The sequence below is a fragment of the Herbidospora cretacea genome (assembly GCF_001570605.1).
GTDB lineage: Bacteria > Actinomycetota > Actinomycetes > Streptosporangiales > Streptosporangiaceae > Herbidospora > Herbidospora cretacea.
In genome coordinates this window covers 36,750-62,480 of the sequence record NZ_BBXG01000009.1, presented here as the reverse complement: position 1 = coordinate 62,480, position 25,731 = coordinate 36,750, and the positions used below count along the sequence as shown (strand labels likewise).

The 25,731-nt window shown below is 66.1% G+C and carries 23 protein-coding genes; 17 read left to right on the top strand and 6 right to left on the bottom strand.

Annotated elements, in window-relative coordinates; all coding sequences use genetic code 11:
• The first annotated feature begins 353 nt into the window (after positions 1 to 353).
• From AW270_RS19340 to AW270_RS19260, 17 genes are all read left to right on the top strand, one after another.
• Positions 354 to 539, top strand: a complete 186-nt coding sequence (locus tag AW270_RS19340) for a hypothetical protein (protein WP_061296291.1) — start codon at positions 354 to 356, stop codon at positions 537 to 539.
• Positions 540 to 1,126: 587 nt separating this feature from the next.
• Positions 1,127 to 1,342 (top strand): hypothetical protein, encoded by a 216-nt coding sequence (locus AW270_RS19335; RefSeq protein WP_061296288.1) that lies wholly within the window; start codon positions 1,127 to 1,129, stop codon positions 1,340 to 1,342.
• Complete coding sequence (locus AW270_RS19330) at positions 1,339 to 1,653, top strand: hypothetical protein (protein ID WP_157522241.1); 315 nt, start codon at positions 1,339 to 1,341, stop codon at positions 1,651 to 1,653. The genes AW270_RS19335 and AW270_RS19330 overlap by 4 nt, the downstream gene beginning before the upstream one ends.
• 317 nt (positions 1,654 to 1,970) lie before the next feature.
• On the top strand, positions 1,971 to 3,455 hold the full coding sequence (locus AW270_RS19325; RefSeq protein WP_061296284.1) for a Rossmann-fold NAD(P)-binding domain-containing protein: 1,485 nt from the start codon (positions 1,971 to 1,973) through the stop codon (positions 3,453 to 3,455).
• Positions 3,452 to 4,090, top strand: a complete 639-nt coding sequence (locus AW270_RS39880; RefSeq protein ID WP_061296282.1) for a hypothetical protein — start codon at positions 3,452 to 3,454, stop codon at positions 4,088 to 4,090. Before AW270_RS19325 ends, AW270_RS39880 begins: the two co-directional genes overlap by 4 nt.
• Complete coding sequence (locus AW270_RS19315; protein WP_061296278.1) at positions 4,087 to 4,863, top strand: methyltransferase domain-containing protein; 777 nt, start codon at positions 4,087 to 4,089, stop codon at positions 4,861 to 4,863. The genes AW270_RS39880 and AW270_RS19315 overlap by 4 nt, the downstream gene beginning before the upstream one ends.
• Positions 4,860 to 5,666 (top strand): class I SAM-dependent methyltransferase, encoded by an 807-nt coding sequence (locus tag AW270_RS19310; protein ID WP_061296276.1) that lies wholly within the window; start codon positions 4,860 to 4,862, stop codon positions 5,664 to 5,666. The genes AW270_RS19315 and AW270_RS19310 overlap by 4 nt, the downstream gene beginning before the upstream one ends.
• On the top strand, positions 5,663 to 6,601 hold the full coding sequence (locus AW270_RS37845) for a GNAT family N-acetyltransferase (protein ID WP_082801670.1): 939 nt from the start codon (positions 5,663 to 5,665) through the stop codon (positions 6,599 to 6,601). The genes AW270_RS19310 and AW270_RS37845 overlap by 4 nt, the downstream gene beginning before the upstream one ends.
• Positions 6,598 to 7,284, top strand: a complete 687-nt coding sequence (locus AW270_RS19300; protein WP_061296272.1) for an adenylate kinase family protein — start codon at positions 6,598 to 6,600, stop codon at positions 7,282 to 7,284. The genes AW270_RS37845 and AW270_RS19300 overlap by 4 nt, the downstream gene beginning before the upstream one ends.
• Positions 7,281 to 8,420, top strand: coding sequence for a radical SAM/SPASM domain-containing protein (locus tag AW270_RS19295; protein WP_061296270.1), 1,140 nt, complete (start codon positions 7,281 to 7,283; stop codon positions 8,418 to 8,420). Before AW270_RS19300 ends, AW270_RS19295 begins: the two co-directional genes overlap by 4 nt.
• Before the next feature lie 17 nt (positions 8,421 to 8,437).
• Positions 8,438 to 8,875 (top strand): NUDIX hydrolase, encoded by a 438-nt coding sequence (locus AW270_RS19290; RefSeq protein ID WP_061296268.1) that lies wholly within the window; start codon positions 8,438 to 8,440, stop codon positions 8,873 to 8,875.
• A 1-nt stretch (position 8,876) separates the two neighbouring features.
• Positions 8,877 to 9,752: a carbohydrate kinase family protein gene (locus AW270_RS19285; RefSeq protein WP_061296265.1), complete on the top strand. Its 876-nt coding sequence runs from the start codon at positions 8,877 to 8,879 to the stop codon at positions 9,750 to 9,752.
• A 10-nt stretch (positions 9,753 to 9,762) separates the two neighbouring features.
• Complete coding sequence (locus AW270_RS19280) at positions 9,763 to 10,416, top strand: hypothetical protein (RefSeq protein WP_061296263.1); 654 nt, start codon at positions 9,763 to 9,765, stop codon at positions 10,414 to 10,416.
• Between the two features lie 1,223 nt (positions 10,417 to 11,639).
• The gene (locus AW270_RS19275) at positions 11,640 to 11,879 is read left to right on the top strand and encodes a hypothetical protein (RefSeq protein WP_061296261.1); all 240 of its coding nucleotides are present in this window, start codon (positions 11,640 to 11,642) and stop codon (positions 11,877 to 11,879) included.
• A 361-nt stretch (positions 11,880 to 12,240) separates the two neighbouring features.
• A complete protein-coding gene (locus tag AW270_RS19270; RefSeq protein ID WP_061296259.1) occupies positions 12,241 to 13,032 on the top strand; it encodes a hypothetical protein in 792 nt (263 codons plus the stop codon).
• On the top strand, positions 13,022 to 14,203 hold the full coding sequence (locus AW270_RS19265; RefSeq protein ID WP_174549874.1) for a helix-turn-helix domain-containing protein: 1,182 nt from the start codon (positions 13,022 to 13,024) through the stop codon (positions 14,201 to 14,203). The genes AW270_RS19270 and AW270_RS19265 overlap by 11 nt, the downstream gene beginning before the upstream one ends.
• A gap of 47 nt (positions 14,204 to 14,250) precedes the next feature.
• A complete protein-coding gene (locus tag AW270_RS19260) occupies positions 14,251 to 14,787 on the top strand; it encodes a hypothetical protein (protein WP_061296257.1) in 537 nt (178 codons plus the stop codon).
• A 421-nt stretch (positions 14,788 to 15,208) separates the two neighbouring features.
• Here AW270_RS19260 and AW270_RS19255 read toward each other — a convergent pair whose 3' ends face one another.
• The 6 genes from AW270_RS19255 to AW270_RS19230 form a co-directional block, all read right to left on the bottom strand.
• Positions 15,209 to 15,586 (bottom strand): FAD-dependent monooxygenase, encoded by a 378-nt coding sequence (locus AW270_RS19255; protein WP_218009282.1) that lies wholly within the window; start codon positions 15,584 to 15,586, stop codon positions 15,209 to 15,211.
• 415 nt (positions 15,587 to 16,001) lie between these two features.
• On the bottom strand, positions 16,002 to 18,854 hold the full coding sequence (locus AW270_RS39945; protein WP_061296255.1) for a cellulose binding domain-containing protein: 2,853 nt from the start codon (positions 18,852 to 18,854) through the stop codon (positions 16,002 to 16,004).
• 221 nt (positions 18,855 to 19,075) lie between these two features.
• Positions 19,076 to 21,007 (bottom strand): cellulase family glycosylhydrolase, encoded by a 1,932-nt coding sequence (locus tag AW270_RS19245; RefSeq protein WP_061296252.1) that lies wholly within the window; start codon positions 21,005 to 21,007, stop codon positions 19,076 to 19,078.
• Between the two features lie 26 nt (positions 21,008 to 21,033).
• Complete coding sequence (locus tag AW270_RS19240; protein WP_063819263.1) at positions 21,034 to 21,993, bottom strand: ROK family protein; 960 nt, start codon at positions 21,991 to 21,993, stop codon at positions 21,034 to 21,036.
• A complete protein-coding gene (locus tag AW270_RS19235) occupies positions 21,990 to 24,380 on the bottom strand; it encodes a glycoside hydrolase family 2 protein (protein WP_061296249.1) in 2,391 nt (796 codons plus the stop codon). Before AW270_RS19235 ends, AW270_RS19240 begins: the two co-directional genes overlap by 4 nt.
• A 319-nt stretch (positions 24,381 to 24,699) precedes the next feature.
• On the bottom strand, positions 24,700 to 25,716 hold the full coding sequence (locus AW270_RS19230; RefSeq protein ID WP_061296247.1) for a LacI family DNA-binding transcriptional regulator: 1,017 nt from the start codon (positions 25,714 to 25,716) through the stop codon (positions 24,700 to 24,702).
• Positions 25,717 to 25,731: the final 15 nt, after the last annotated feature.

Sequence of the window (25,731 nt, the reverse complement as noted above, 5' to 3'; positions counted from 1 at the left end):
CTATAGTCCCAAGACAATCTGCTCATGAAACGCTGGAGTAGCCACCAGGGCTCGCACTGACGACAGTCGGCTCATGAGACACACCCCCGCAGACAGGAGGCTTGCTCGGCGTAGCCAGCGCCGCGACAACCCTCGACCAGGCAGGCATTTCTGACCCGTCGAACCCTAGTCTTCCCACCCCCGCCCGGCCATTGACGAGCGACGGCAGGTCCAGCCGAACAAGAGGAAAGGCCATGAATGGGCAACAGTCCACGTGCGACCACCACTTACCCCTGCCGGTTCTCCGCGCCGAGCCCAAACACGTGCATTGGCGGCCGACTCAATCAGCGAAACGGTTCGCCCGCAGACCGCATGTGATCGCCTGGACCTGCGCCTGCTGGCCGATCGTCTACGAAAAGCTCATGGTCGGCGGCAGCTACCTGATCCGGCACACGAACCAGAGCGACGGCTCCGGCGCCGTACCGCTTGAAAGCCCGCCGACCCGGCACGAAGAAGCCGACACTCTGTGGCGCAAAATCCTCTCCGGCGCGGCTACATAACTCCCCAAGCCCTTTGGCAGTCGACAGCGTTGACGCACGTCTTCGACAGTCACTCTAAGTAGTCACTTCCGCACGAATCTGGACAGCCGTAGGCACAAATGCGGGCCCGCCCGGCGCTGCAACGACCGGACGAGCCCTTGATCAGGATGGAGCCCTGACCCGTGGCCAACACTAGTGCGACCCTCGAACGAGGCATCGCGCACTCAGAGAACTGCGTCTGCTTCGGTCAATCGATGCCCATGCCCATGGGGTGTGGCGACTGCGGCCATGCCCCGTACGCGCATGCATGCTCTGACCAGCACGACCACGATTACGTCCCCCCGAGTTCAGACCAGGCGGCCCGACGTCTCGCGGCCCGCCGCGCGACCGGACCTCAGACTCTTCCCCGGCCGACCGCTCCCGCAGCTGTCACCCCCTCGGAGGAGACTCCCGCGTTGGTGCCGGCGCAGCGGCGTCGTACCGACCGTCCCCGAAGCACGGTCGTTTCCCGCACCCGGCCGATGCCGAACCGCCCTCCGAGCCGTCCGCTCACGTCGAAGGCACCTCGTCCCTCTACTTCTTCCTCCCACGCACCGGAGGTCCGCGCCATGCCCAGCCCGACGCCCGAGGTTCCCGACACGTGGAGATACCTGACCAGCGACGTCGGGCGCTTGTGGGCCTGGCGGAAGGAGGACTTCGGCAAGACCGCACGCGAGGCGGGCGCCACTCCGGCCGTCGACGCGGACGACCTCGCCGCTTTGGCCCGAGCGATCAACAGCCAGGAACAGATCGCCCAGCGAGCCGACGAGGAGTACCAGTCGTGATGGTCCTCCGTCGAGCTATCGACCGTTTCAAGCACCCCAAGGGCGACCACCACCCGGGCTCATCCCGTACCGCCCGCCGGGACCGGCGCATCGACCACTACGCCGGGCATCGCTTCGCCGACGAACTCAACCGTGAGCACTCCGGCTGGCTGGTCATCTGGCTGACTTGGCAGCGCGAGTTCTGCGCCATGGCCCAATGGCCGGTCGACACGCCGCTCGTCGTCACCGCGCCCACGCCGAAGGAACTTCGCCGAGCCGTTCTCAATGCGGAAATGAGCCTCATCCGCACCGGCGTCCTGCCGCCCCGCTGACCATGGGGCGCGATGCGGGTGCGGCGTATCGCGCCATCCGACGTACGGCCCTGCTGGTGAAGGAGGGGACAGTTCGGCCGTACATGAGGAGCGAGGGTTGCCCATTGCCCTCGCCCTCCGGCGGCGTCTCACGGACCTATCGCCATGCGACGCCGCCACCTCCCCTTACCTGTACGAACTCCTGCCGTCTTCATCGGTTCGGCCGAGTCTCGGTCACGTCAGCAAGGGAGCACACGAGTGATCAACTTTTCGAGCAGTGCAGGTGACAGGCGCACCGCCCCGACGCGGCCGACCGCGGAAGGGCGTTCCTGATATCCATGGAGAGCGTCGTAACCACCGAGATCCGTGGTGAAGCTGCAGATTTGTTGATGGTGCGTAATGCGGTGATCGAGGCAATCGCCAAGGTCACTGACATCGGAGAGGCAACCCACGACGGCGCCGGCACACGCCTACGTCTGGGAACCGAGGCATGCGTCCGCCTATTTGTCAGCACGCCGTCCCGACCCAAGGCGACCTCCTCGGACACCCACATCGCGACCCTGATCATGGAGGAGACGGAAGGCCTGTCTCCCGACCAGGTGCAGACGCTTCAGACCGCCGTACGACGGATTCCGTTCACCACGACCGAGATGAAGGCGCTGCGCGGTCAGATGCCGTTGACGGGCGAACTGCCCGCCTTTCTTCCGCCGGGAACTCTGTCCTCGCTGGCTCCGGTGCTGACGGTTCATCACATGACCGATTTCCTGGTGATGGTGGAATCGGTCCTGGCGATGGGGGTGCCCGCGCAGGCGATCACTGTGTTGGACAAGGGGTACCCCTACCAGCACACCGACCGGGTAGACGCCCACTTGACCAGGCAAGGCATCGCGGTATGGCCGTGGACGAACGCGACGGACGCCTTGGACGATCACACCCGGCGTGCCGCCGCCCTCGGCCTGCGAGGACTGCTGATCGACGACGGTGGCTACACACTTCCAGTCCTGCTGGCGCAGCGCCCCGACTTGCTTCCGCACTTCATCGGCCTCGTCGAGCAGACGATCTCGGGCATCACCCGGCTGGAACCCTGGGAAGGGCGGCTTCCACTGCCGATCTTCTCGGTCGCCGAGTCGCGGCTGAAGGCGACGGTAGAGTGCTACGGCATCGCCGACGCCGCGGTCCGCAACCTGTTGCGCCTTCTCCCGGAGGAGAAACTCGAAGGCCGGCCTGCCCTCGTGGTCGGGTTCGGGCGGATCGGCGAACACATCGCCGACGTCCTGAGATCACGCCGCATGCGCGTGGCCGTCCATGACCGGCAGCTGGTTCGCCTGATCGCAGCGCACGAACGCGGATACCTCACCAACCGGTGCCTCAGCACCCTCCTGCGCGACCACCGGCCGCTGCTGGTCATCGGCTGCACCGGCCGGACCGGGTTACGCGGCGAACATGCCGCCGCGATCGGCCGGAACTGCTACCTGGTCTCCACGACCTCTCGTAACCGGGAGTTCGCGGTCGCGGAGCTGGAAGAAGAGGCGCGGCTGGTCACCGACGAAGGTGTGCTGGGAACGCGGCTGCATCTTCCATCGGGTGTACAGGTGACGCTCGTGGGCGACGGCTTCCCCATCAATTTCCACCACGCCGAGTCCCTGCCGAACATGTACTCCGACCTGATCCTCGCCAGCCTCCTGGTGGCCGCGTCCACCCTCGCGGCGCCAGATCACGGCTTCATCGCGGGGCACAACGTGGAAGCCTCCAACCGGGTCCTGGAGTCCTGCGGGTTGCTTGAGCGCTACTACGCGCGGTTCGGCCCGGAGGCGACCCGGTGATCACCGCCCAGGGTGAGCGGCTCTTTACCGCCCAAGACGCCGGCCTCCTGCTCAGTCCGGGGGTCGTCACCTGCGGGGCACGACGGCGGGTCTGGCACGAGGAACACGATCCCCTCGCCGCCGTACGCCTCGCGCTGACCTCGGCCCAGCGCTCGTGGGTCGAAGCCGTGGCCATCGCCCCGACCGGAATCGCTTTGGCACAGACCGGTCTGGCGCTGGCCTTCTCCAGGCACCTGAGCCAGATCCGGGGCCGTCGCAGTGGGGAGGCCGCATGTGTGACCAGCCCGGTACCGCCGCCACTGCCCAAATCACGGCTGTGCCGCATCCCGCACCTGGTCACCGCCGCAGGCCCGGACGGAGTCTGGGGCGATGCCGTGGTGTGGGAGGTCATGACCGTCGAGAGGCTCCGCTCGTGGCTGGACCGCGACCTCCCGATCGACCTGCAGCAGGTCGAAGCGCGCATACCCCAGCTGATCGCGCTGCGCCGCGCCGCGCGCGAGGGCACCCTCCCCGACACGCCGGGCGTCCGCGTGCTCCGCGAGCTGCTGCGGACCCGCTACCTGTCGATCCGCCTGGTGCTTCAGCACCAGGACCTGTTCGATTCGCTGCTCTCGCCGAAGGAGACACACCCGTGAGCAACAGCTGGACATCGGCGTCCGGAGCCGACCTGTCGGCCGGTTACGCCCGTCACGCCGGGACGTTGCGAGGCGCACTCCGCCACGCGCTGGTCGCCCGCGCCCTGCGCATCCATCTGCCCGCCGACCCTCAGCAGGTCCTGGACGTCGGCGGCGGCGATGGCCACCAGGCCGTCCTGCTCGCACGGGCCGGACATCGAGTGACACTGCTAGACCCCGATCCTGGCATGCACAAGCGGGCTACCGACCGGCTGACGGCGGAAAGCGATCAGGTCCGTACTCGGGTCATGCTGGTCGAAGGCACCGCCGATCAGGCCAGAGACCTGGCCGAGAACGGCTTCGACCTCGTCTGTTGCCACGGCGTGCTGATGTACGCCGAGGACCCCCACACCTTTCTGACCGACCTCGCGTCGGCGGTGCGGCCGGGCGGCCTGCTATCGCTGCTGACCAAGAACGCGGACGCATTGGCGATGCGCCCCGGATTGGAAGGCCGGTGGGCGGATGCGGCCGCGGTGATGGGGGCCGGTTCCGTTGAGGGCAACCTCGGGGTGAGCAGCAGGGCCGACACTCTCGCCGCAGTCGAGACGATCCTCGGGGACGCCGGTGTGACGACCTCCGAGTGGTACGGGGTGCGGGTCTTCACCGACCACCTCGGCGACGCCCCGGTCGGCGAAGGATTCGACTACGTCCTGGAAGCCGAGTGGCAGGCCGGATGTCGTGACCCCTACCGACAGGTCGCCCGTCTATTCCACCTCATAGGGCGGAAACAATGACGGGCTCTCTCACGATCAGAGGCGCCTGGACCGCCGCCCGCGAGAACTGCGCCCGGGGCTGTTTCTGCTACCACGCCTCGTGGCGGCTGTTCCGGCGAACGGGTCTGAAGGGCAACCCCCGCTGGCACAGCGCTTTCTATCAGCGTGCGCTGGCCGGCAGGCAGCCGTCGGAAGCCCTGGTGTGCGGCTCCTCGGACGAGACCATGCCGCAGGTCCTCACCGAGCTTCAGCCCAGCATGCGGATCACGGTGGCCGACTCCTGTCCCACACCGTTGGTTCTGATCAACGCTTGGGCGAAGGAAACCGGTGTGCAGGTTGCCGCCCTGCAATCCGAAGCACCTGAGCTCTGCGGGATAGCTGGGCCGTTCGACCTGGTTGTCACCGATGGACTGCTGTCACTGCTGCCCGGCCCGGCCGACCGCCAAGCGGTGCTCGCCCGGCTGGCGGGTCTTCTTTCCGACGACGGCCTGCTGCTCTACACCACCCGCGTCGCCGGGCTTGCCGGCCACCTTGAGTACGACCGGATCGGCCGAGTTGGACAGGCCCTGACGGCCACTACGTGGCCCGCGACCTCGGCAGAGCGGATGGATCTCGCCCGACAGCGGCTTCGCCGTCCGTCCCGGCCCAGCCCGTTCGCCTCTCAAAACCAAATCGCCAGCGTCTTTCGCAGCAGGTTCGGCCAGGTTCGCGTGTTCACCCGTAGCGCCCCTCCCACGGCCGCGCTGGCTCTCCATCCCGCCTTTCTGACCGGACGCGGCAGCGTCTGCGTCGGCATAGCAGCCACCCGACCGAGGCGCCCATGACACCGCCAATCAGTAGCGTTGTCTATCTGCCCGGCACCGCGCTGGACGAGAAGCTTGCGGACCTGGGGTACGCCGCCATGCGCGGCTGGCCCGACCAACGGCCGGTGACCTCTGCTCTAGTACGCTCCCGGCTCCGCCGCAACGGCAATGCCCAGCCGACGACGATGCTCCTGGCCCGTCTGCCGAACGGCACACTGGCCGGCGCTGCTGCGCTTCGGCATGGGACGGCACCCGGCTTGTCGGCGCGGCTGTGGGGTCCCATCGTCGCTCCAGAATGGCAGCGGCGCGGACTCGGTACGGCGTTGCTGCAGCAGGCGGTTAGATGCCACGACGGTGGAGCAAGCCTGCTCACCGCCGAAATCCCGGAGGCTCGCAAACACGGGTGCGAATTCTTCGAGCGGGCTGGATGGCAGCTCCATTCCACCGCCACCTTGCTGAAAGCCGACCTCACTGCCCTGCCGGATGTTCCTCACCCCGGCCGTGTGGGAGTACGGCAGGCCGAAGCTTCCGATGCCGACGCCCTGAGCCGCCTTTACCAGTCCATTCACCCTGAGCATGGGCAGCAGGTCGCCGAGGACACCTACCTGCGCTGGACCGCAGACGAACGCTTCGTCAGCGACGGCCTTCTCATCGCCGCCGGAACCGGGGATCAACTCCGCGGAGCCGCCCTGATGTACCCGTTGGCCCATATGGACCCTGCCGAACCCACTGAGGCATTGCTGGCTGATGTCCTCATCGACCCAGCCACCGAGCGGTCCGACGTTGCCGCGCCGCTGATCGCCGCTGCCCTCGCCGCCGGGCTCCGCCATCACGCCCCGGTGGTGCGCGCGATCGTTCCGGACAGCGCTACCGACCTTCTGTCCGACCTGCACGCGGTCGGCCTGGCCCCGGCAGGACAGATCCGCTACTTCAGGGCTAACGGGAGGGTGTCGTGACGGGGCCGGTGGTGATCCTCTTCGGTCCGCCAGCGAGCGGAAAGAGCACCCTGTCCGAGCAACTCGTAGCCAAGCGCAACGCACGGTTGTTCCGATTACGCGAGTACGTCCAGAGCCTTCCCGAAGCTGAGACGGCTGTTCTCAAAGGGACGAGCCGGGACTCCCTCGGCTGGCTCCCGGACGACATCGCCACCCAGCTCGTTCACGACGCCATCTCCGGTCCCTTCCAGCCTGGTGAAACACCTGTGGTGTTCGAGGGTTACCCCGGCAACGGTGTGCAATCCCGGCACCTGGCGGACCTGTTGACCCGTTTGGACGTCTCCGCGACGGTGATCCACCTCCGCGCCGACTGGGCAACCGCTCTGCAACGAGCTCAACTCCGGCGCGTCTGCCTCCACTGCGAGCCAACCGCCACGGGACAACCACACAAGCCAGCCCAGGTCACCACCGCCGATACCTGCGCCAGATGTGGCAACACCCTGCTTCAGCGCCAAGACGACAACCCGGACCGGCTCAGCTCCCGCACCCAGCGCTTCACCAGCCGCCTGCCCGAGATCTACACGGCTCTGACCGGTCACGGGATTCCGTGGCGCACGGTCGACAGCCACCCTCCGGCCTGCGAGGTCCTCGCCGTCGCTCTGGACGCAGTCTCCAACTGTCCCTCGACCAGGAGTAGCCAGTGACTTCCGTCGACCTCCCGATGCCGGCGATCAGGACCGGCAGCGATGCCTACGGCCACGCCAGGATGCCAGTCTCTGCCGACGACCCCGAGGTCCGGCGCATCGACCGCGTGCCCTATGGCAGGTTCCGCAACGTCTACCTCTACATCACCGAGGCGTGCCAGCTCCGCTGCGGCTCCTGCTACATGGGCCAGCGGCTGGAACGCGCCCTCAAGATGCCCTTCGAGGAGATCCGTAACAACCTCACGGCCTGGCGGCAGATGGGCGGCTCCAAGTTGACCATCCTCGGCGGCGAACCGACCCTGCACCCGCGCTACGAGGACACCATCCGGCTGGCGGGCGAGCTCGGGTACGAGCACGTCATCACCACCAGCAACGGCCTGGGCCCGGCCGCCAGGAAGTTCCGGCGCCTGGAGCCCTCCGACTTCGCCTACGTGCAGATCAGCATGGACGGCGGATCACCCGCCACCCACGACGCCGTCCGCGGCGAGGGCACCTTCGCCACCACGCTGGAGACCATCCGGGAACTGACCGGGCGCGGCTTCGACACCCGGATCATCTGCACCGTCAACAAGGCCAACCAGAGCGACTGCCTGAACCTGCTGACCATCGCCGACGACCTCGGTGTCAGCCTGGTGAAGTTCCACGTCTTCTCCGTCATCGGACGCGGCCACGACAACGAGTCCTGGGGCATGAACCCCACCGAGTGGCTCCAGTTCTGCGACGAACTTCCCCTGATCGCCGCCAAGCACCGCACCCGCGTCTGGTACCAGCCGACCTTCGCGCGCCGCTCCGAGATGCCCCGTTACGAGGAAGAGGGCTATCGCGGCTGCATAGGCCGGACCCTGGACCGGATCTCGATCTTCCCCGACGGACGCGCCTACGTGTGCTCCTTCCTGTTCGACACCGAACTGAACTACGCCACCAGCACGAACGGCCAGATCGAGATCAACAAGGGCCCCAACGAGTTCGACCTGTTCACCGGAGCCCTCACCAAAGCCGCCTGCGGCGACTGCAAGGCCACCACCTCGTGCATGGGCGGCTGTCCCGCCGAGGAACTCATCGACGGCGCCGCCTCCTGCACCGAGCCGGACATCGTCCCCGTCTGCCGGCTGTGGAAATCCACCCCGGCCAACTGACCCACCAAGGAGCACCTATGTCGAGCGAGCGCTACAAGACCTGCGTGGACCTGCACCTCATCCTCCGCCGGGGCGACCAGGTCCTGCTGGGCCAGCGCCAGAACACCGGCTACGCCGACGGGTCCTGGCACCTGCCCAGCGGCCACCTCGACCCCGGCGAGTCGGCCAGCCAGGGAGCCCTCCGCGAGGCCGCCGAGGAGATCGGCGTCACGATCGAACCCGGCGACGTCCAGTTCGCCCACCTCATGCACCACTACACCAACGACGCCCGCACCGCCCTGTTCTACGAGGCCGAACAGTGGACCGGCGAGATCACCAACATGGAGCCCGACAAATGCGTCGAGTGGCGCTGGTTCCCCCTCGACGCGCTCCCCGACCAGATGATCCCCTACGCCGCCGACGCGCTGGCCCACTGCATCAAGGGCGACGTGTACTCCGAGCGCGGCTGGTCCTGACATGACCAGCATCGTGGACCTCTCCTGCTTCAGCTACCTCGCCGCCGCCCGCCTGCTCACCGTCGACCGCTACCCAGCGGCCGACACCGGCGCCGAGGTCCACGATGCCCTCCAGTCCCTGGCCGGCGACGGACCCATCACCGCCATCACCGCTGCCAGCCAGGGCCTGCGGGTGGCCCTCAGCGGAAATGACGTCGGCGAAGATGCCGTCGGCCTCGACCTCCTCGCGCAACTGGAGCGCTACGGGGTCCGACACCGCATCTCCGCCCGACCGGGGACCGTCACGCCGAATCTGACGGTCATCACTGATCGGACCGGCACCAGAACGTGGTTCGCCCATCTCAGCTCGGCGACCGCTGACCTTCTCGACGCGGACATGTCCCTGCTCGCCCCGGCCCGGCTCGCCTACATCGACTGCTACGAAATCATCACCGACGCGGCCGTCCAAGCCCTCGAGCACGTCACCCGTTCAGACGGCCCGATCATGCTGAACCTCGGCGGCGATCCGATCCACCCAGCCATCCAGAAAGCCGCTGTCGGCACCAACCTCCTCGCCGTCCAGACCAGCCTTCCCGACAACCAGGTGAATGCAGCCGAGAGAGCCGCCGACAGCGTCTATGAGCAGCTACGCCCGCAGATCACGCTCGTGACCCTCGGCCGACACGGCGTGCTCGCCCGCACCGAGACCGGCTTCCACCACGAGCCCGCATGCACCGGACCGATCGCGCACACCCACGGCGCCGGTGCCGCGTTCTCCGCCGGATTCGCCGTCGCCCATCTCGCCGGCAGCGACATCAAGGACTGCCTGATCCACGCCTGCCGGACCGGCACCGAACACTGCTCGCCCGAACCGTCACCACTGTCTCTTCCACACTAGGAGAACCAGCATGACGTTGATCGACTCCTACACCCGGGCCCTGCGCGAACTGGACTGGAACGACGCCGCCCAGGTCGAGGCGGCCACCGGGGAACTGCTCTCGGCCCTGGCCCAGGACACGACCGCGCTGCGGCAGGCCGTCGAGGCGGTGTCTGGCGACGAGCACCTCCAGAGCCTGTGCGAGCACTACGACATCCTGGACAAGCTCGTCCTGCACGACGACCCGTCCGGCTTCCGAGTCAGACTGCACCTCTTCGGTCCCGACCACTACGACCGGCCCCACAACCACCGCTGGACCTACTCCGCCCGCCTGCTGTCCGGCAGCTACACCCACACCCTGTACGGCACCGAAGACGGATTCGACGACACCACCGACGTCACCGCCCTCCAGCCCCTGATGGTCCGCACCGAACAGCCCGGCCCCGGCTACACCCTGCACCACAGCATGGTCCACGCCGCCGTCGCCCGGCCCGCTACCATCTCTCTCATCGTGCGAGGTCCGGCCGTCAAGGACCGCTTCCTCGTCACCGACCGCGCGACCGGCAAGGTCTGGTGGCAGTACGGCGCCGCCACCGAATCTGCGGCCGAAGCAGCCGTGAAGCGCATGACCCCCGTCACGATCAACGACTGCATAGCCCGGCTGGAAAAGCTCGCGCTCATCTGATCGCCACGACCAGCAGACCCGCCTCGCCCCGGCAGGGCCTACAGCGCGTGCTGTGGACTTTGGAACCCATAGACGTATAGCCGAGATTGAGCGGTGTATTTGGGTGTCAAGCCTGGCGTAGACTGCGCTTATGCATGCATGCATAACGGTGAGGCGCGCACGCATACAGGCAACAAAATCACTGATCAGCAATAAGCTGACGGGCAAGAGAAAGCCCCGAACGATCCGAGGATCATTCGGGGCCCGCGGAGAGTAGAACGGACTCAGGAGGCTAGCCCCCTACCTGAGTCCCCCTCCGTTAAAAACCCAGTCCAGGAAGATGAGGACTGCCCGAACCACAAGCAGAGCCCCCTCTCCGCCAGAAAGCTGCCGCTTACGGCGCCTACCAGCCACCATCGCTGAGTTTCCTCCTTCTTGGCCCTTTAACCGAGGGACAGACCGAAGGGCCAAACCGGTCGGCCCCATGCATGAAGACCGACTAGCGATGACACCGGAGTGGATACGGACAGCCTACGCGTTTCCATTACTCACTTCGACGCACACAACTTCGAAGACGAAACACCGCCTTCGGAAGGTAGCCCACACCTGAAGGCTATTTGGGGCAGGTAGTTGCGGTACTGACCGCAACTGAGCGCAACTTCGCGAGAACTTCGCAGGCACCCGGCAGGAAAATCGGGTCTAGATTGATACACATCGCCAGGAACAACCACAAATATCCGCAAACGTTCAATCCACGCCATAAACCGTTGCCTTCTTCACCGATCGCAATACTCGCAGTGTGATGCAAATCACATCATTGTCGTGACAAGGAGGCCCGTCTGCGATATCCATCGCGGCCTCAACCTGCGTCCTAAATCCGCCGTCAGACAGTTCCTCCACGATGAGGGCTGACAGCGAATGATCTGCCCTCAGCCCAATGCCCAGAAGGCCCGGCTCGGGCATGCGCGTGGCCGACCATGCCTCGCCTTCGACCGGTTCTGGCACGCTCCCGGCAGCCACGACGGCATCGGCCTGGGCCTGACCGGTCGTTCAGCAACTCGCCCACGCCAGCGGCGGCCAGATCAGCTTGCATCCCGTCCCTGACGGAAACTTGGACGTCGGCGTTCAGCTCCAGCTGGCGATCGCCGAGCTCACCCGCTTCACCCATCGCCGTCACGCTGTCGCGGGCAGCTACTGACACAGCTCGGAGCCGCTCACCTCTGCTACAGCATCGGGAACGGCACGTGGCTCGGCTTCTTGGGATCGGCTGGTACGGCCCGTGGATCGCCTACGCCGCCGAATCAGCGCCGCCGGGCCACACCAGCTTCGCCCTCGGCCTGGCGATGGCGATCAACCAGGTTGCCGTCATCCTGGCACCGACCGTCCTCGGCCTGCTGACCGACCTGACCGGCGGCTTCACCGCCCCCTGGGTCCCGCTCGCCGCCCTTACAGCCGTTACCTTGCTGCTGACATCCAGGCCGTGACCAGTTCGGGACGGCATCCGGCGCAGCCGCTGGACGACAGCAGGTGTCACCGCGAACGCCACGGCGACCACGGGATCGTTGTGCAGCAGATGCGCCAAGTGCTGCAGCACGTGAGCCGCCACGTTCTCCACCCGAAGCCCTCATTGGGGTCTCTAAAACGGACCGGGCTCCGCAGCGACTACAACCCGGCTCGCCTTATGCGCTTCCGGCGTCGGCGAGACGCTTGACGGCAAGCGTCCCGATCAACTACTGGACGCCCATGGACGAGTTGCCGACTGAAGCGATTACGGGAGTATGATGTTGAAAACTAAAGTCCCTGGCTAGTTCCCGAGCACCGAACCCAAGCGAAGGAGAGGTCTGCGTGAGCGGCGACGAGAGCTCCAACTGGGCGACCAGACGTTTCGGCGAGCAGGCCGGGGCGATACGAGACCTGGTGTCCAAGTCGTTTCTCCAAGCCGTGGCGAACGCCCAGGACGCCCAGGAGGTGTCGGGCAGCAAGAAGCGATTCACCTTCGGCTCGACGCTGATGACCCTTCGCTACGAAAGGCTCGTCGAGAACTTCCGTGACCTTCCGGAAGTCCAGATCGTCAAGCCTAAAGCCGCCCCGTACGAACTCGTCCTGGTCGGCGAGAACCTGCTCTTCCCTTTCCGGTACGCCAAGGACAACACGACCCCTATCGAGGACGCGCGTATTGGTGAGAGCCGGCTCTCTGGACTTGTGGAAAGCCTGTTCAACCAGTTCGGCCCGAAGCCTTCCTACGTACAGGACCCCATCTGGGACACACCCGAGGACACCGGCCCCGAGCCCGTTCTGACTCACCTGCCGGAGGGGACGCGGCTGATTCTGATCGCCCACGCGGCCAACGACAAGGCTGGCCCCATCCAGCTGTATTGGGGGGAGGCTGTCGTCGTTGACGCCTTCGGGCGTCTCAAGTGGATCGATAAAGAGCTGATCCAGCTGACCCGGCCCGATGGCCGTCTCCGCAGTGTTGCGACTCCGGAGCTGGAATCCACCGAGCGCTTCGACCACGGAACGCTGCCCGACCTTACGATCACCCCGCGGCCCGAGATCGAGCGGAAGAACGAAGCGGTCTTCCCCGTCAACAGTGAGGCGGACGAGGAGACCGCATCCGCTGAGGATCATGAGCAGTAGCAAGCAGGGCCGACGCATTTCGGGACAGTCCGGTCTCGATGAGTCGTCGAGTCCTCAGGCGATCCTCGATGCGTTCGACCCAGCCAGGTTGACGCAGGCGCGACACCTTGCCGGGATGACGAAGAAGGAGCTCGCGGACAGCATCGATGTCTCCCCAGCCGCCATCGGCCAATACGAAACAGGGACGAACCGCCCACGATGGGATCTGGTCCCACGACTGGCCGACGTGCTCGGTGTTCCGATGCAGTTCTTCCTGGCGGGCCGGCCGCACGGCAAGTTGGACGGCTCTATGACCTACTTCCGAAGCCTGCGATCAGCCAGGGTGTACCAGCGGGCCAAAGCCATGGCCTTGGTCGAACAGGTCTGGGAGCTGGCCTTGGCCCTGGAGAAACAAGTCACGTTCCCTCCTGTCGACCTACCCGGATTCTCAGGCGGAGAAGTCCACCCTGGTACAGAGCTGTCCCGTGACCCAGTACGTGCCGCTCAAGCTCTGCGACAGCGGTGGGGGCTTGGAACCGGCCCGATTTCCCACCTCGTCCGACACCTTGAGGCACACGGGATCATCGTGGTGCTTCCTCCTGCGGACAAAGACGTGGCGACCGTGGACGCGTTCTCCACGCTTCAACTACCCCGGCCGATCATCGTGCTCACCGCCAACCGATACGACGACATTCACCGCTACCGCTACACCGCAGCTCACGAACTCGGCCATCTGATCTTGCACGGCGACGCTCCCGCAGGCGACTCCCGGCAAGAACGCGAAGCGGACAGCTTCGCCGCAGAATTCCTCACCCCCCGGGACAGCATCCTCTCCGAGCTACCAGGCCGACTGGATCTGCGCCGTCTGGCGGAGCTCCGCCACAAATGGGGAGTGTCGGTCGACTCGCTCCTCTATCGCTGCCGCGAGGTCGGCCTGCTGTCCGACTCAGCCGCCAGCCGCGGCTATCAGCGACTTCATGAGCTCCGGAGCCAACCCGGCTTCACGTCCGAGTCGATTACCGGCTATCCAGGGGAACTTCCAGTTCTCCTCCGGCAAGCCTTCGAACTCGCTACCGAGCAGACAGGGCTCACCATGCACGATCTGGCAGGCCAGCTCGCCTGGCCTGCCTCCCGGGTCCGTGAACTTCTCGGGATAGCCGACCAGCGTCCGGTGCTTCGCATCGTTCCGTAGGGCGCTCACTGGGGCCTGCTCTCCGCCAGCCCAGGACCACGACCGCCTTGCGGCAGGTCGTCGAACCGGTGTACGGGGACGAGCGCCTCCCGAGCCTGTGCAAGCACTACGACATCCTGGACAAGCTGGTCCTGCACGACGACCCGTCCGGCTTCCGCGTCCGGCTGCATCTGTTCGGCCCCGACCATTACGACCGACCCCACAACCACCGCTGGACCTACTCCGCCCGCCTGCTGTCCGGCCGCCACATACCCAGCCTGTACGGCACCGAAGACGACTTCGACAACACCATCGACGTCGCCGCCCTCCAGCCCCTCATGGTCCGCACCGAACAGCCCGGCCCCGGCTACACCCCGCACCACAGCATGGTCCACGCCGCCGTCTCCCGGCCCGACACCGTCTCCCTCATCGTGCGAGGACCGGCCGTCAAGGACCGCTTCCTCGTCACCGACCGAACCACCGGCCAGGTCTGGTGGCAGTACGGCGCCGCCCCTGAGTCAGCGGCCGAAGCCGCCGCCAAGCGCATGCCCCCAGCCATGATCAACGACTGCGTGGCGCGTTTGGAGAAGCTCGCCATTGTCTGAGCGACCCTGCCCTGCTCCCAGTAGCCCTCATCAAAGGTGGCTAGGGGTAGGTGAGGCGGGTCCGGGCAACATCGAAGTCTCCATCGACCTGGACCGCTTCAGCCTTCGCCATGTGTCCCGCCTGTGCGTTCATCGGCGGGTCTGTCCACTGAACGGCTCTGTCGCAGATTCGGCTCTGTCTCTCTTTCGGTGGTGGCGGAGCGTTAGGCCAAGAGGATGCGGTGGCGGAGCAGCGCGAAGCCGGTGCGGCTGGCCAGCCGCACATCGGCGGAGAACGCGCATTCCTGTGCCCGGCACCCCGCGGAGCAACGCCGGCGCAGAAGTTCGTCGCGTCGTCAGTTCACCCCGGAGGTGAATTCGCCGAAGAGCTGGTTGCTGTGGGAGAGGTGAACTGGCGTTGTAGTTCCGCGCGGGCGAACTGCTAGCGGAACTCTCCTGCGTAGGAGGTGTCGCCGACGTTGTGCATGATTTCGGTGATCCATGCCGCGAACGCCTGGTAGTTCCAGATGCGGCTGAGGCAGGTGTCGGAGTAACTGTCGAGTAGACGCGAATCGCCCTGTTGGATCTGCTGGATCGCGGCGCGGGCGAACACCTCGGCGTCATTGAGCGCGAGGTTGATTCCCTTCGCGCTCATCGGAGGGACGATGTGTGCCGCGTCGCCGAGCAGGTAGAGCTTGCCGCGGCTCATGGGGCTGTACACCACGCTGCGCAGGGGAAGGACCCGCTCTTCGCCAGGAGGGCTTCTCGCAGCAGAGGGCTCACCGCGAACAGCCCGGGACGGGGCACGAGCGCGCTGCATAGTTCGGCCAGGATGGTGAGCAGACGGACGTCGGTCTCGCCATAGAAGCGGTGGGAATGCCCGAATCCGGGCGGCGTCCACGTCGCGCGGTTGGCCGGGGCGACCCAGGTTCCGCGTTCAGTCGTAGTGGCCAAGGCTCCTGCGGCCGCATAGACGAGCTGGCCCTCAGTGTGAGAGTGGGTGTCAAGGTGGTAGCCGTGCGGAAAGCCAGCCTCCACGACGAGGTGTCGCCTTGGGTGGAGTCGAAGACCATGGAGAGGGCTGGCGGTTTTCCGGCATCAGCCGTCTGACTACCGGTGGTGTGGTGCCTAACCGCGCGCCGACGACCCCGTGCGCCGAGATGCCCGGAAGAACGTGGATCGCGTGAAGTCGCCTGGTGAGCTGAGGGCCGGAGCTCCGGCCCTCAGCTCGCGGGCTAGCCCTTCGCGCAGGTGGCGTTGTTCAGCGTGAAGCTCGCCGGGACACCGTTGGTGCCCGCGACGGAGTTGGCGCTCATACCGAAGCTGACGGTTCCGCCGGCCTGGATGACCGCCGTCCACGGCTCGTTGACGGCCGTTACCGCCTTACCGCTCTGGGTGACCTTGGCATTCCACACGCTGTTGATCGTCTGGTTACCGGGGAACGACCACTTCAGCGTCCAGCCGTTGATCGCAGCCGCGCTGTTGTTCTTGATGGTGACCTCGGCGTTGAAGCTGTTTCCCCAGTCCGAGATCGTGTACGTGACCGTGCAGGCCCCCCCGGGAGAGGGAGACGGGCTCGGCGACGGCGACGGGCTGGGAGAGGGGCTCGGGGACGGCGAAGGAGACGGGCTCGGGTCGGGGCTTCCGCCGAGCGCTGTGGCGGCGCTCTTCAGCACTGTGGACGTGTTCGAGGGGTAGGTGACACGGAAGCCGTCGTAGTCCGGGTAGAGGGAGCCGTCGTCCTGGACGCCGGTCAGGATCCAGAAGTTCCAGCCGTCGCCGCCTCCGGTGCGTACCGCGTCGGTCCACGACTGGTAGACCCCATCGCGCTGGCCCTGGTCCAGGTAGCCGAACTCCTCAAGGATGACGGGCTTGTTGTAGCCGACGGCGGCGGTGTTGTGGTCCTTGATCCACTGCGTGCCCCAGTCGGCGCTCTTCCCCCAGTGGTTGGGATAGAGGTGGTAGGTGCCGAAGTCGACTGAGGACAACGAGGTCAGCGCCTCGTGGTCGACACCCTCACCGGCGTTGTAGGCCCAGTCGCTCTGGTTGTTCCGCTTGAGGAAACCCTCGTCGCCGACCGCGACCATGTGGTTGGGGTCCAGGCCCTTGATGTACGACGACATCTCGCTCGCCCAGTTGACGATTGTCTGGGTGGTGCAGGAGCCGGAGGATCCCAGGTTGCCGTTGGAGCAACGGGGCTCGTTGGCGAGCTCCCAGGCGAAGATGGTCGGATCGTCCTTGTACTTGGTTCCCGTCACGCTGTTCGTGCGGTTGATCAGGGTCGACGCCCAGTTCTTGTACCAGCCTCTGATGGTTGAGTCGGTGTAGAACTGGTCGTGGTTCTGCCCGCCCCGCCAGCGCACGTACTGGTCCATGCCGCCGAACTCTTTCCAGTTGTTCGTCAGCGTGAGGATCAGCTTGACGCCGTGCCGCTTCGCCGAGGCGATCATGTAGTCGAGCTGTCGCAGGCCCGTCGCCGAGTCGTTCACGACCGGCTTTCCGCTGGACGGATCCCAGTACTGCATGTAGTAGCCGTCCTTGTGCCCCACGCCGTCGACATTGGGCACCGATCCATCCAGTGAGCCGCGGTCGATCATGGCCCATGCCCGGACGACCTTGAGGTTCGCGTCCCGGGCGTCGGCGAAGACGTCATCGACCATGGCGGGCGATTTGTAGTGCAGGTAGTAGTTGTTCGTGCCGCCGAACTTGTAGGGCTGGCCGTCCAGGACGAAGGAACCGTTCGACGCCTTCACGAACCCGCTCGACGAGGTGGGTGTGGGTGACGGGGTCGGCGAAGGCGACGCGGACGGGGACGGGGACGGGGACGGGCTGGGGCTCGCCGATGGCGAGGGGGACGGCGAAGGGGAACCACTCGGGGCCGGCCCGTTCTTGGCGGCCTGACGGGCGGAGTGGCTGCGGAAAGCCGCCAGCTCGGGCGCGCCTTCGGAGACGCCGAACTTCCCGTCGACGTTGCGGTTCTGGTACCACCAGAAGCCGGTACCGTCACCGCCGGCCGCTTCGAACTCCTGGAAGATCGCGTTCCACCATGTGGTGCGATCGACGTTGTGCGTACTGAACTCGCCCATGTAGAAGGGCTTTCCGACGATGTTGTGCGACTCGGAGATCCAGGTCCGGATCAGTGCCTTGGTCTCGTTGATGTCCAGGTCGGCCCATGACTCGGTCGGGTAGGGATGGGCCGAGGTGAAGTCGATGTAGGGCGACTGGTGGATGTAGATGAAGGGGTTGCCCTCATCACCGCCGAAGCCGTATCTCGTCTCGTGGCCTTCGAGGCCGGTGCCGAGCATGTGGTTGGGGTCGATGCCCTTGATGAAGGCCCCCATCTCGTCGACCCACTTGCGCAGCGTGGTCCCGCTGGTGTTCTCGGCCGCGCTGACGTCCTGGTAGCGAGGCTCGTTCATCAGCTCCCACGCGAAGATCGTCGACTCGTCCTTGTACTTCACTCCGCTGTAGTGGTTCGTGCGGTTGAGGACGTAGCTGACATAGTTCTTGTACGACGTGAAGCAGCCGGGGCACTTGGTCTTGTCGAAGAAGGCCGCGCGCTGCGGGTGACCGCCGGACAGCCCCTCCCACCGCAGCCGGGTATCGATGCCGCCGTACGCCTCCCAATAGTTCTCGAAGACGGGCAGCAGTTTGACCCCGTGGTTCTTCGCCGACTGGATGATGTAGTCGAACAGAGCGAACTGCTGCTCGTTGTAGACACCCTTCTCGGGTTCAAATCCATGCCAGCTCTCGTGGCTGAACAACCAGAGCCGCAGCACGTCGACCTTGTCGGCTTTCAGCCGCGCGAAATGCGCGTCGATCTGGCTCTTGTCCATGTACTGCGTCTCGGTGTCACCCCAGGCGCTGCCGTACGTGAAGACGTCGTAGGTATTGGCGCCGGCGAAGAAATACTTGTTGCCGTCGAGGCAGAAATTGACTCCGCAGCGGTAGGCGAAGCCGGCGGGCGCGGCGAAGGCGGTCTGTGGCCGTAACAGGTTGAGTCCGGCGACCGCGACGACGACCGCGAGGACGAGTGCCCAGACGGTGATGAGGCGCGGGCGTCTCAGCGTGGGGGGCTGGCCGTTCATGGTGTGCGTCTCCCTGACGAGTTGGGATGGCCGGACACGAAGTCCGACAATCCCGAGTCAAGGGCTGAACCATTTTAGTTTCAACGGTTTCGCGGCAGTTAAATAATGATCTCTGGAAAACTTCTGGATCGTTCCAAAACCACTACTTCGAAATTATGAGAAGAGGATATTCAATTGAAACCTCGTGCGGACGCCACCCTTAGGCGTCCGCACGAGGGGCACTATTCGGCTCGTACGTTGTCGATGTAGAACGTGCCTGAACCGGCCCAGACATAGATGCCGCGGACGTCGGTCAGATCCTGTGTGGAGCACGACAGCCCGGAAAGCAGGTCCGCTTCCACCGTGCCGGTGGTCTCCGGGTTCTGGTAGCCCCATGTCGACTGGCACCAGGTGAAGTCCGGTCCGGTCTGGAAGGCGATGTTGGTCGAGGTCCCGGTCGTCGTGCTGCCCAGATCGAACTTCACGCTGCCCTTGGTCGACAGGTCGAGCGGTTCGGGCAACGCGGTGCCGAACCAGCCGCCGCCGGTGGCGTCGACGCGCAGACTGCCGGTGCCGGCGGTCGCGTGCTGGTCAGAGGCCACGACCGTGCCGGCATCGGTCTGCCAGCTCGCGGAGGCCCACCCCTGGACACCGTTCTCGAAGGAGGCGATGACGATGGCGGCGCCGGGGTCGGGCTTCACGACGATCGAAAGCGTGGCCGCGTTGGAGACGCGGAGCAGCGTGTCGCGGACCGTGTACTTCGTATCGATCCTTCCGCTGAACCCGGCGACCGGGCTGAATGTGATCTTTCCCGACGCGGCCGAGAACGTGCCCGAACCGGTGACGCGTGTGGTCTGCCGCCCCGGCTGGTCCGGATCGAGGTCGATGCTGTCGGCGCGTACCTTGGCCAGGTAGGCGATGTCGTTCGTGGTGACGCCGACGGTGATGGGCGTGTCGAAGGTGGTGATGGCGGTGTCGTCGTCCGCCACCGGGGGGAATAGCGGCAGCTTGCCGCGGATCATCGCGCCGGCGTTGGTGATGGTCTGGCACACCGGGCTGGGACAGTAGACCGTGAACCCGTCGTAGTCCGGGTAAAGGGTGCCGTCGTCCTGCGTCCCAGCGATCATCCAGTAGTTGAAGCCGTCGCCGCCGCCGAGGATGAAGGCATCCAGCCAGGCGCGGTAGGCCGGGTTGCGAGTGGTCTTGTCGAGGATCCCGAACTCGCCGAGGACGACGGGCTTGCCCAGCCTGCGCGCGTCTGAGGTGTGCCGAGTGATCCACTTCGTGCCCCAGGCCGTGTCCTTGGTCCAGTGGTCCGGGTACAGGTGGAGCGACAGGTAGTCGATGGTGGGAATCGAGGCGTAGGCCAGAGTGTCCACGCCTTCGGAACAGTCGTCGGTGAAGTCGGTTCCTGACGCACTGCAGTAGAAGCCCTCGTCGCCGACGCTCACCATGTGGCGCCGATCAATGGATTTCACGTGCTTGGACATCTCCGCCACCCAGGTGTTCAGCGTGGTGGTGGAGCAGGTGGGCGAAGTGGGGTAGTTGCCCGAGCCTTTGCAGCGCGGCTCGTTGGCGAGTTCCCACGCCATGACGGTGGGATCGTCCTTGTACTTGATCCCCGTGAGGGTGTTGACCCGGTTCAGCAGATGGCCGACCCAGTCGGCATACCACTTCTTGATGGTGGGGTTGGTGTAGAAGTCGTCGTGGTAGGTGCCCCCGGACCAGCGGACGTACTGGTCGATGCCGCCGAAGGCGCTCCAGTTGTTGATGAAGGGGATGATCAGCTTGATGCCCGACTGCCGGGCCTTCCACAGGACGTAGTCCAGGTGCTCGAGGCCGTCGGCGCCGTCGTTGTAAGCGGGCTGGGCGCCGTCCCAGTACTGGAAGTAGACACCGTCCTCCTTGTGGTGGATCGAGTTGGTTCCATCCTGGTTGCCGATGTCGAGCGAACCCCAGGTGCGGATCACCGAAAGCTTGGCCGCTTTCGCTCTGGCGAAGACGTCATCGACCATCGCCGGTGAGCGGTACATCAGGTAGTAGTTGTTGGTGCCCGCGTAGCGGAAGGGTTCACCGTTGAGCGTGAACTGCGATCCCTGGCGAGTGACGAAGTCCGACGGGGATGCGGTGGCCGGAGTGGTCGACGCCACTGTCGAACTCGACGCGACGACCACTGCGGCGATGAGCCATCGGGTCCATCTCATAAGGATGCTCCTTGGGGGTGCGGGGGGTGCGGGGGGTGCGGGACCAGCGCTGGGCTGGAGGGGGCCAAGGCCAGAGCCGCAGCTCCCAGAAGGCCTGCGTCGCGACCCAGCGTGGTGGGGCCGATTCGCAGTCGGCGGGTGTAGGGGAGGCAGTTGCGATCCGCCACCGCCTGGCCGAGAGGGCCGAACAGAACCGAGCCGGCGGCGGCGACGCCACCGCCGATGACGACGCGGTCGAGGTCCATGAGGACCGCCGCGGTGAGGATCGCGGTGGCGAGCGCGTCCGCCGCCCGGCCGAAAGCCGCCACCGCGATGGGATGACCTTCCGCCGCGGCCAAAGCGAGGGCGCGCGCGTCGCTACCATTCCAGCCTCGGCGCCGCGCCCACGCCGTCATGCTCGGACCGCTCGCGATCGTCTCGACACAGCCGAATGAACCGCAGGAGCATCGATCGCCGTCCAGATCGACGGCGATGTGACCGATATGACCGGCGTTTCCGGTGCAGCCGAGGTAGGGGACGCCGTCCAGCACCCAACCCCCGCCGACGCCGGTCGACACCACGATGCCGAGGAGGGTCTCCGAGCGTCGGTCCAGGGCGGCTCCGCGCCACCACTCCCCCAGGGCCATGCACTGGGCATCACCGGCGAGGCGCACCGGCCGATCGGGCAGCAAGGCGGCTACCGCGTCGACCAAGAGGTGATCACGCCATGCGGGAATGTTGATCGGGCTGACCGCGCCGCGCGCGACATCGAGAGGGCCGGCGCTCCCGATGCCGACGCCCTGCAGTTCGTCCGCAGGGACGCGGGCGAGGATCGCCTCGATGATCGTGGTGAGGGCGCGGTCAGGCGATCCGGCGGCCGCAAGCAGCACCTCGTGACGCGCGAGGATCCTTCCATCCGAGTTCACTGCGGCCGCGGCGATCTTCGTGCCGCCGATGTCGATGGCGAGTACGTTCACTGAATGCCCTCGTTCAGCACACGCAGTACCGGCCGACGGACCAGTGCCTCTGGATCCAGGTCCTGGTCGGAGGTGATGGTGACCTCTGCGCTCTCGCCGGGGAGCAGGGTCAACAGCATGTCGTCCACCGAGGCGTAGGGGTCGAGGCGGTCGGGGAAGATCGTCAGATCACGGAGGAGGGTGTGGGCATGCACTGAGACCCGGTAGCCTTCGGCGACCCGGTCCACGTGCGTGTCGAACCGCGCGACCGGCCAGTCGATGCGGATGTCCTCGGCGAAGAAGCCAAAAGCGCGGTGCTCCCCGACGGTGGCGGCGATCAGCTCTGCCGCCGCATCGTCCGATACAGAGATCGCTTCGGGAAGGGCGACGCGCTGAACGCTCCTGGCACCTGCAGAGAGCGGCAGAATCTCTTTGGCGAGGAGGGTGCCATCCAGCCTGGCGCGAATCACGGTGACCTCGCCCTCCCAGGGCTCGGCGCTGTCGTTGATCGCCGTCACGGCGCCGTCGCGAACCGTCAGCAGGCGGTCGGCGTAGATCCGCCGCAGGGCGTACCACACGGGCTTGCGGTGGCCTCCGCCATCGATGACCGCCCACGACGTCACCGGCCAGCAGTCGTTCAGCTGCCACAGGATGGTGCCCATGCACTCGGGCATCTGCGCCCGGAAGTGCTCGACACCGAAGGTGATCGCGCGTGCCTGGTTGAGCTGCGTCAGATAGTGCCAGTCATCGAACGTCTCAGGTTCGGGAAGGTGCGGTCGCAGACCCCGCAGCAGCTTGCCGTTGCCGTCCTTGGCCTTCTGGTGATGAAGGACGAGTGGCGCGTCGGCGGCGAGTTCGCCGCTGATCGCCTCACGCATGACGGCGTGAGAGGGCGGCCCTTGGAAGCCGAACTCGGCGACGAAGCGCGGGCGGAAATCGCCGTAATGAAGGTAGTCCTCACGATTCCAGACGTCCCAGATGTGGATGGTGCCCCTGGACGGATCGTTGGGCGGCAGATCCGGCGCTCCCGAGTACGGCGTTCCGGGCCAGTACGGGCGCGACGGATCAAGCTCGGCGACGAGGCCGGGCAGCAGGTCGAAGTAGAAGCCGGCGCCCCAGGACCGGCTGCCCAGCGTGTCCTGCCAGCCCCAATCGGCGTGACCCTCGATGTTCTCGTTGTTGCCGCACCACAACACGAGACTGGGGTGCGGGCTCAGCCGGACGATGTTCTGCCGGGCCTCGGCCTCCACCTCGCTCCTGAAGGGCTCCTCCTCCGGGTAGGCGGCGCAGGCGAAGGGGAAGTCCTGCCAGACCATCAGGCCCAGCTCGTCGGCCAGGTCGTAGAAGTCCTCGCTCTCGTAGAGGCCGCCGCCCCACACGCGCAGCAGGTTGACGTTCGCCTCGATCGCCTGGCCGAACCGCTCGGCCAGGAGCTCGCGGGTCACCCGGGTGGGAAAGCAGTCGGCCGGGATCCAGTTCACCCCTCGGACGAAAACCGGCGCCTGGTTCACCGACAGGGTGAAGGCGTCGCCGTCCAGTTCGATGGACCGGAAGCCGATCACGCGGGTCCAGACCTGGTCCCCCAGTCGTACATTCAGCTTGTAGCGGGCCTGGTCGCCATAGCCGCGAGGCCACCACAGCGAGGGTGAGGGCACGTCGAGCGACAGCACGCCCTCCTGGTCACCTGCCGCCAGGACGATCTCAGCCGACACCCCGCCGACCTCGGCGCTGACGATCGTCGGGCTGTCGAGGCGACCGTCGATCGTCACGTGCACCTCGACCCGCCCGTCCGCGCCTGCCAGGCCCGGCCGCGTGGTGATCACCGGCCGTACCTCCGCGAGGCGCGTCCCCGTCCAGCTCTCCAGGGCGATGGGCTTCCAGATCCCCGCGGTAACCAAGGCGGGGCCCCAGTCCCACCCGAAGTTGCAGGCCATCTTGCGGATGAACTGGTAGGGCTTCTCATAGGGCCCCGGCCGGGAGCCCAGCGTCTGCTCGTAGTTCTCGGCGTACCCGTAGGCGGAATCGAAGATCACTGTCAGGTGGTTGTCTCCCTCTTCGAGGAGGTGACGCACCGGGAACCGATACGAGCGGTGCTGGTTAGCGGTACGCGCGATCTCCACCCCGTTGAGAAGCAGGGTGGCCACCGTGTCGAGACCGTCGCAGACGAGGTCCGTGTTGTCGTGCTGGTCGGCCGACCACGGGAAGGTCGTCTCGTAAGCCCACGTGGTGCGACCGATCCAGCCGAGCCTGACCTCGTTGTCGTCCAGGTAGGGATCGGGGATCAGCCCGGCGGCCAGGAGATCGGTATGAACGCACCCGGGAACGACCGCCGGCACGCCGGCGATGGCGACCTCGTCCGACACCGCTGTGAGCGTCCAGCGAGAGTCCAGCAGATGAGTGGTGGTCACGAAGGCTCCTCAGAGTTGGGTCACACCGCCCAGGGCACGGAGAATCACCCCTGAGACAAGGTTGACTGAACCGGTATTGCCAATGGCGGACATGCGTGTCGCGCACAACACGGAGTGCCGCGGACAGGATCTGACCCGCCGAACTGGCTATATGAGTGTGGTTACGTGCTCTCGCCCAGGCACGTACGGGATCTTCGCGAAGAGCGTCCGCTCTCGCCCGTCCCTTCCACGACTCCAATGCTTAACCGAGTAAGCATCTTGAAAGTACGGCGGGAACCTCATCGTGTCAATGATCTGTTCGCCAAACGCGCCGAATGGCTCAGTCGTCCAGTCGGCCCGTGCTGTCCCGTACCACCAGGTACGGCACCGGCACCTCTACGTGTGCCGGCCGTTCTCCCGCAATGTCGCGGAGAAGGAGTTGCACCGCGCGTCCTCCATCGGCGACGGCGTCCCGGCTCAGCGCGGTGATGGCCGGCCGGACGAGCCCGCACAGAACAGAGTCGTCCCAGGCGAGGATCGACAGCTCGGCCGGAACCCGCAGGCCGAGCTCCTTGGCCACACCGAGCCCGGCGACCGCCATGATGTCGCTGTCATACACGATGGCCGTCGGCCGCGGACGCGTCACGAGTAGTCGGCGGGTGGAGCGGACTCCCTCACGGGCGCCCTGCGCGGCCATCACGACCGTCGCCGTGATCCCGGCGCCGGCGCACACAGCCGAGAAGGTCTCGACGGCGTAGAAGGGGTCGGAGCGTGTCTCGGGACCACCGATCCGGGCGATGTGCCGATGCCCGAGCGCGGCGAGGTGGGAGATCACCGACTCGCTCGCCCGCACAGGGTCGGTCCATACGTGAGGAGGCCCTTCGTCGTGCTCGGGCTGTCCGAGCACGACAGTCGGCATCTCCATGTCGGCGAGCGCGGTCGGCCGTGGATCTCCGATCTGCGGATCGCACACGATCACCCCGTCCACACGCCCCTCTGCGCGCCAAAGACGGTAGACCTCCATCTCCTGCGCGCCTTCATCGACGAACTGGAGCACCAGGCCGAAGCCATGCACGGCGAGCTCACTCTGGATTCCACTGATCAGCCGTCGTCGAACCGCTTCGATGGTGACCGTGGCTCCGCGCCGTCGCAGCGTCATGCCGATCGCGTGTGTTCCGGCTCCGCGCAGAGCTTTCGCCGGGACACTGGACCGGAAATCGACCTCACTGGCGATGCGCAGAATGCGCTCCCGGACCTCCTCCGACACGCCTGGCCGGCCGTTGAGCGCATAGGAAACGGTCGCGCGGGAGACGCCGGCGCGACGAGCGATGTCGCTCATCGTCACCTGGTTCCCCATCGACCCTCCAGCGGA

What these genes read in the sequence shown, in the direction of transcription:
- AW270_RS19335 (WP_061296288.1), top strand. Translation starts at nt 1,127, where the DNA reads ATGCCCAGCCCGACGCCCGAGGTTCCCGACACGTGGAGATACCTGACC.
- AW270_RS19325 (WP_061296284.1), top strand. Translation starts at nt 1,971, where the DNA reads ATGGAGAGCGTCGTAACCACCGAGATCCGTGGTGAAGCTGCAGATTTG.
- AW270_RS19310 (WP_061296276.1), top strand. Translation starts at nt 4,860, where the DNA reads ATGACGGGCTCTCTCACGATCAGAGGCGCCTGGACCGCCGCCCGCGAG.
- AW270_RS37845 (WP_082801670.1), top strand. Translation starts at nt 5,663, where the DNA reads ATGACACCGCCAATCAGTAGCGTTGTCTATCTGCCCGGCACCGCGCTG.
- AW270_RS19290 (WP_061296268.1), top strand. Translation starts at nt 8,438, where the DNA reads ATGTCGAGCGAGCGCTACAAGACCTGCGTGGACCTGCACCTCATCCTC.
- AW270_RS19285 (WP_061296265.1), top strand. Translation starts at nt 8,877, where the DNA reads ATGACCAGCATCGTGGACCTCTCCTGCTTCAGCTACCTCGCCGCCGCC.
- AW270_RS19280 (WP_061296263.1), top strand. Translation starts at nt 9,763, where the DNA reads ATGACGTTGATCGACTCCTACACCCGGGCCCTGCGCGAACTGGACTGG.
- AW270_RS19265 (WP_174549874.1), top strand. Translation starts at nt 13,022, where the DNA reads ATGAGCAGTAGCAAGCAGGGCCGACGCATTTCGGGACAGTCCGGTCTC.
- AW270_RS19255 (WP_218009282.1), bottom strand. Translation starts at nt 15,586, where the DNA reads ATGCAGCGCGCTCGTGCCCCGTCCCGGGCTGTTCGCGGTGAGCCCTCT.
- AW270_RS39945 (WP_061296255.1), bottom strand. Translation starts at nt 18,854, where the DNA reads ATGAACGGCCAGCCCCCCACGCTGAGACGCCCGCGCCTCATCACCGTC.
- AW270_RS19230 (WP_061296247.1), bottom strand. Translation starts at nt 25,716, where the DNA reads ATGGGGAACCAGGTGACGATGAGCGACATCGCTCGTCGCGCCGGCGTC.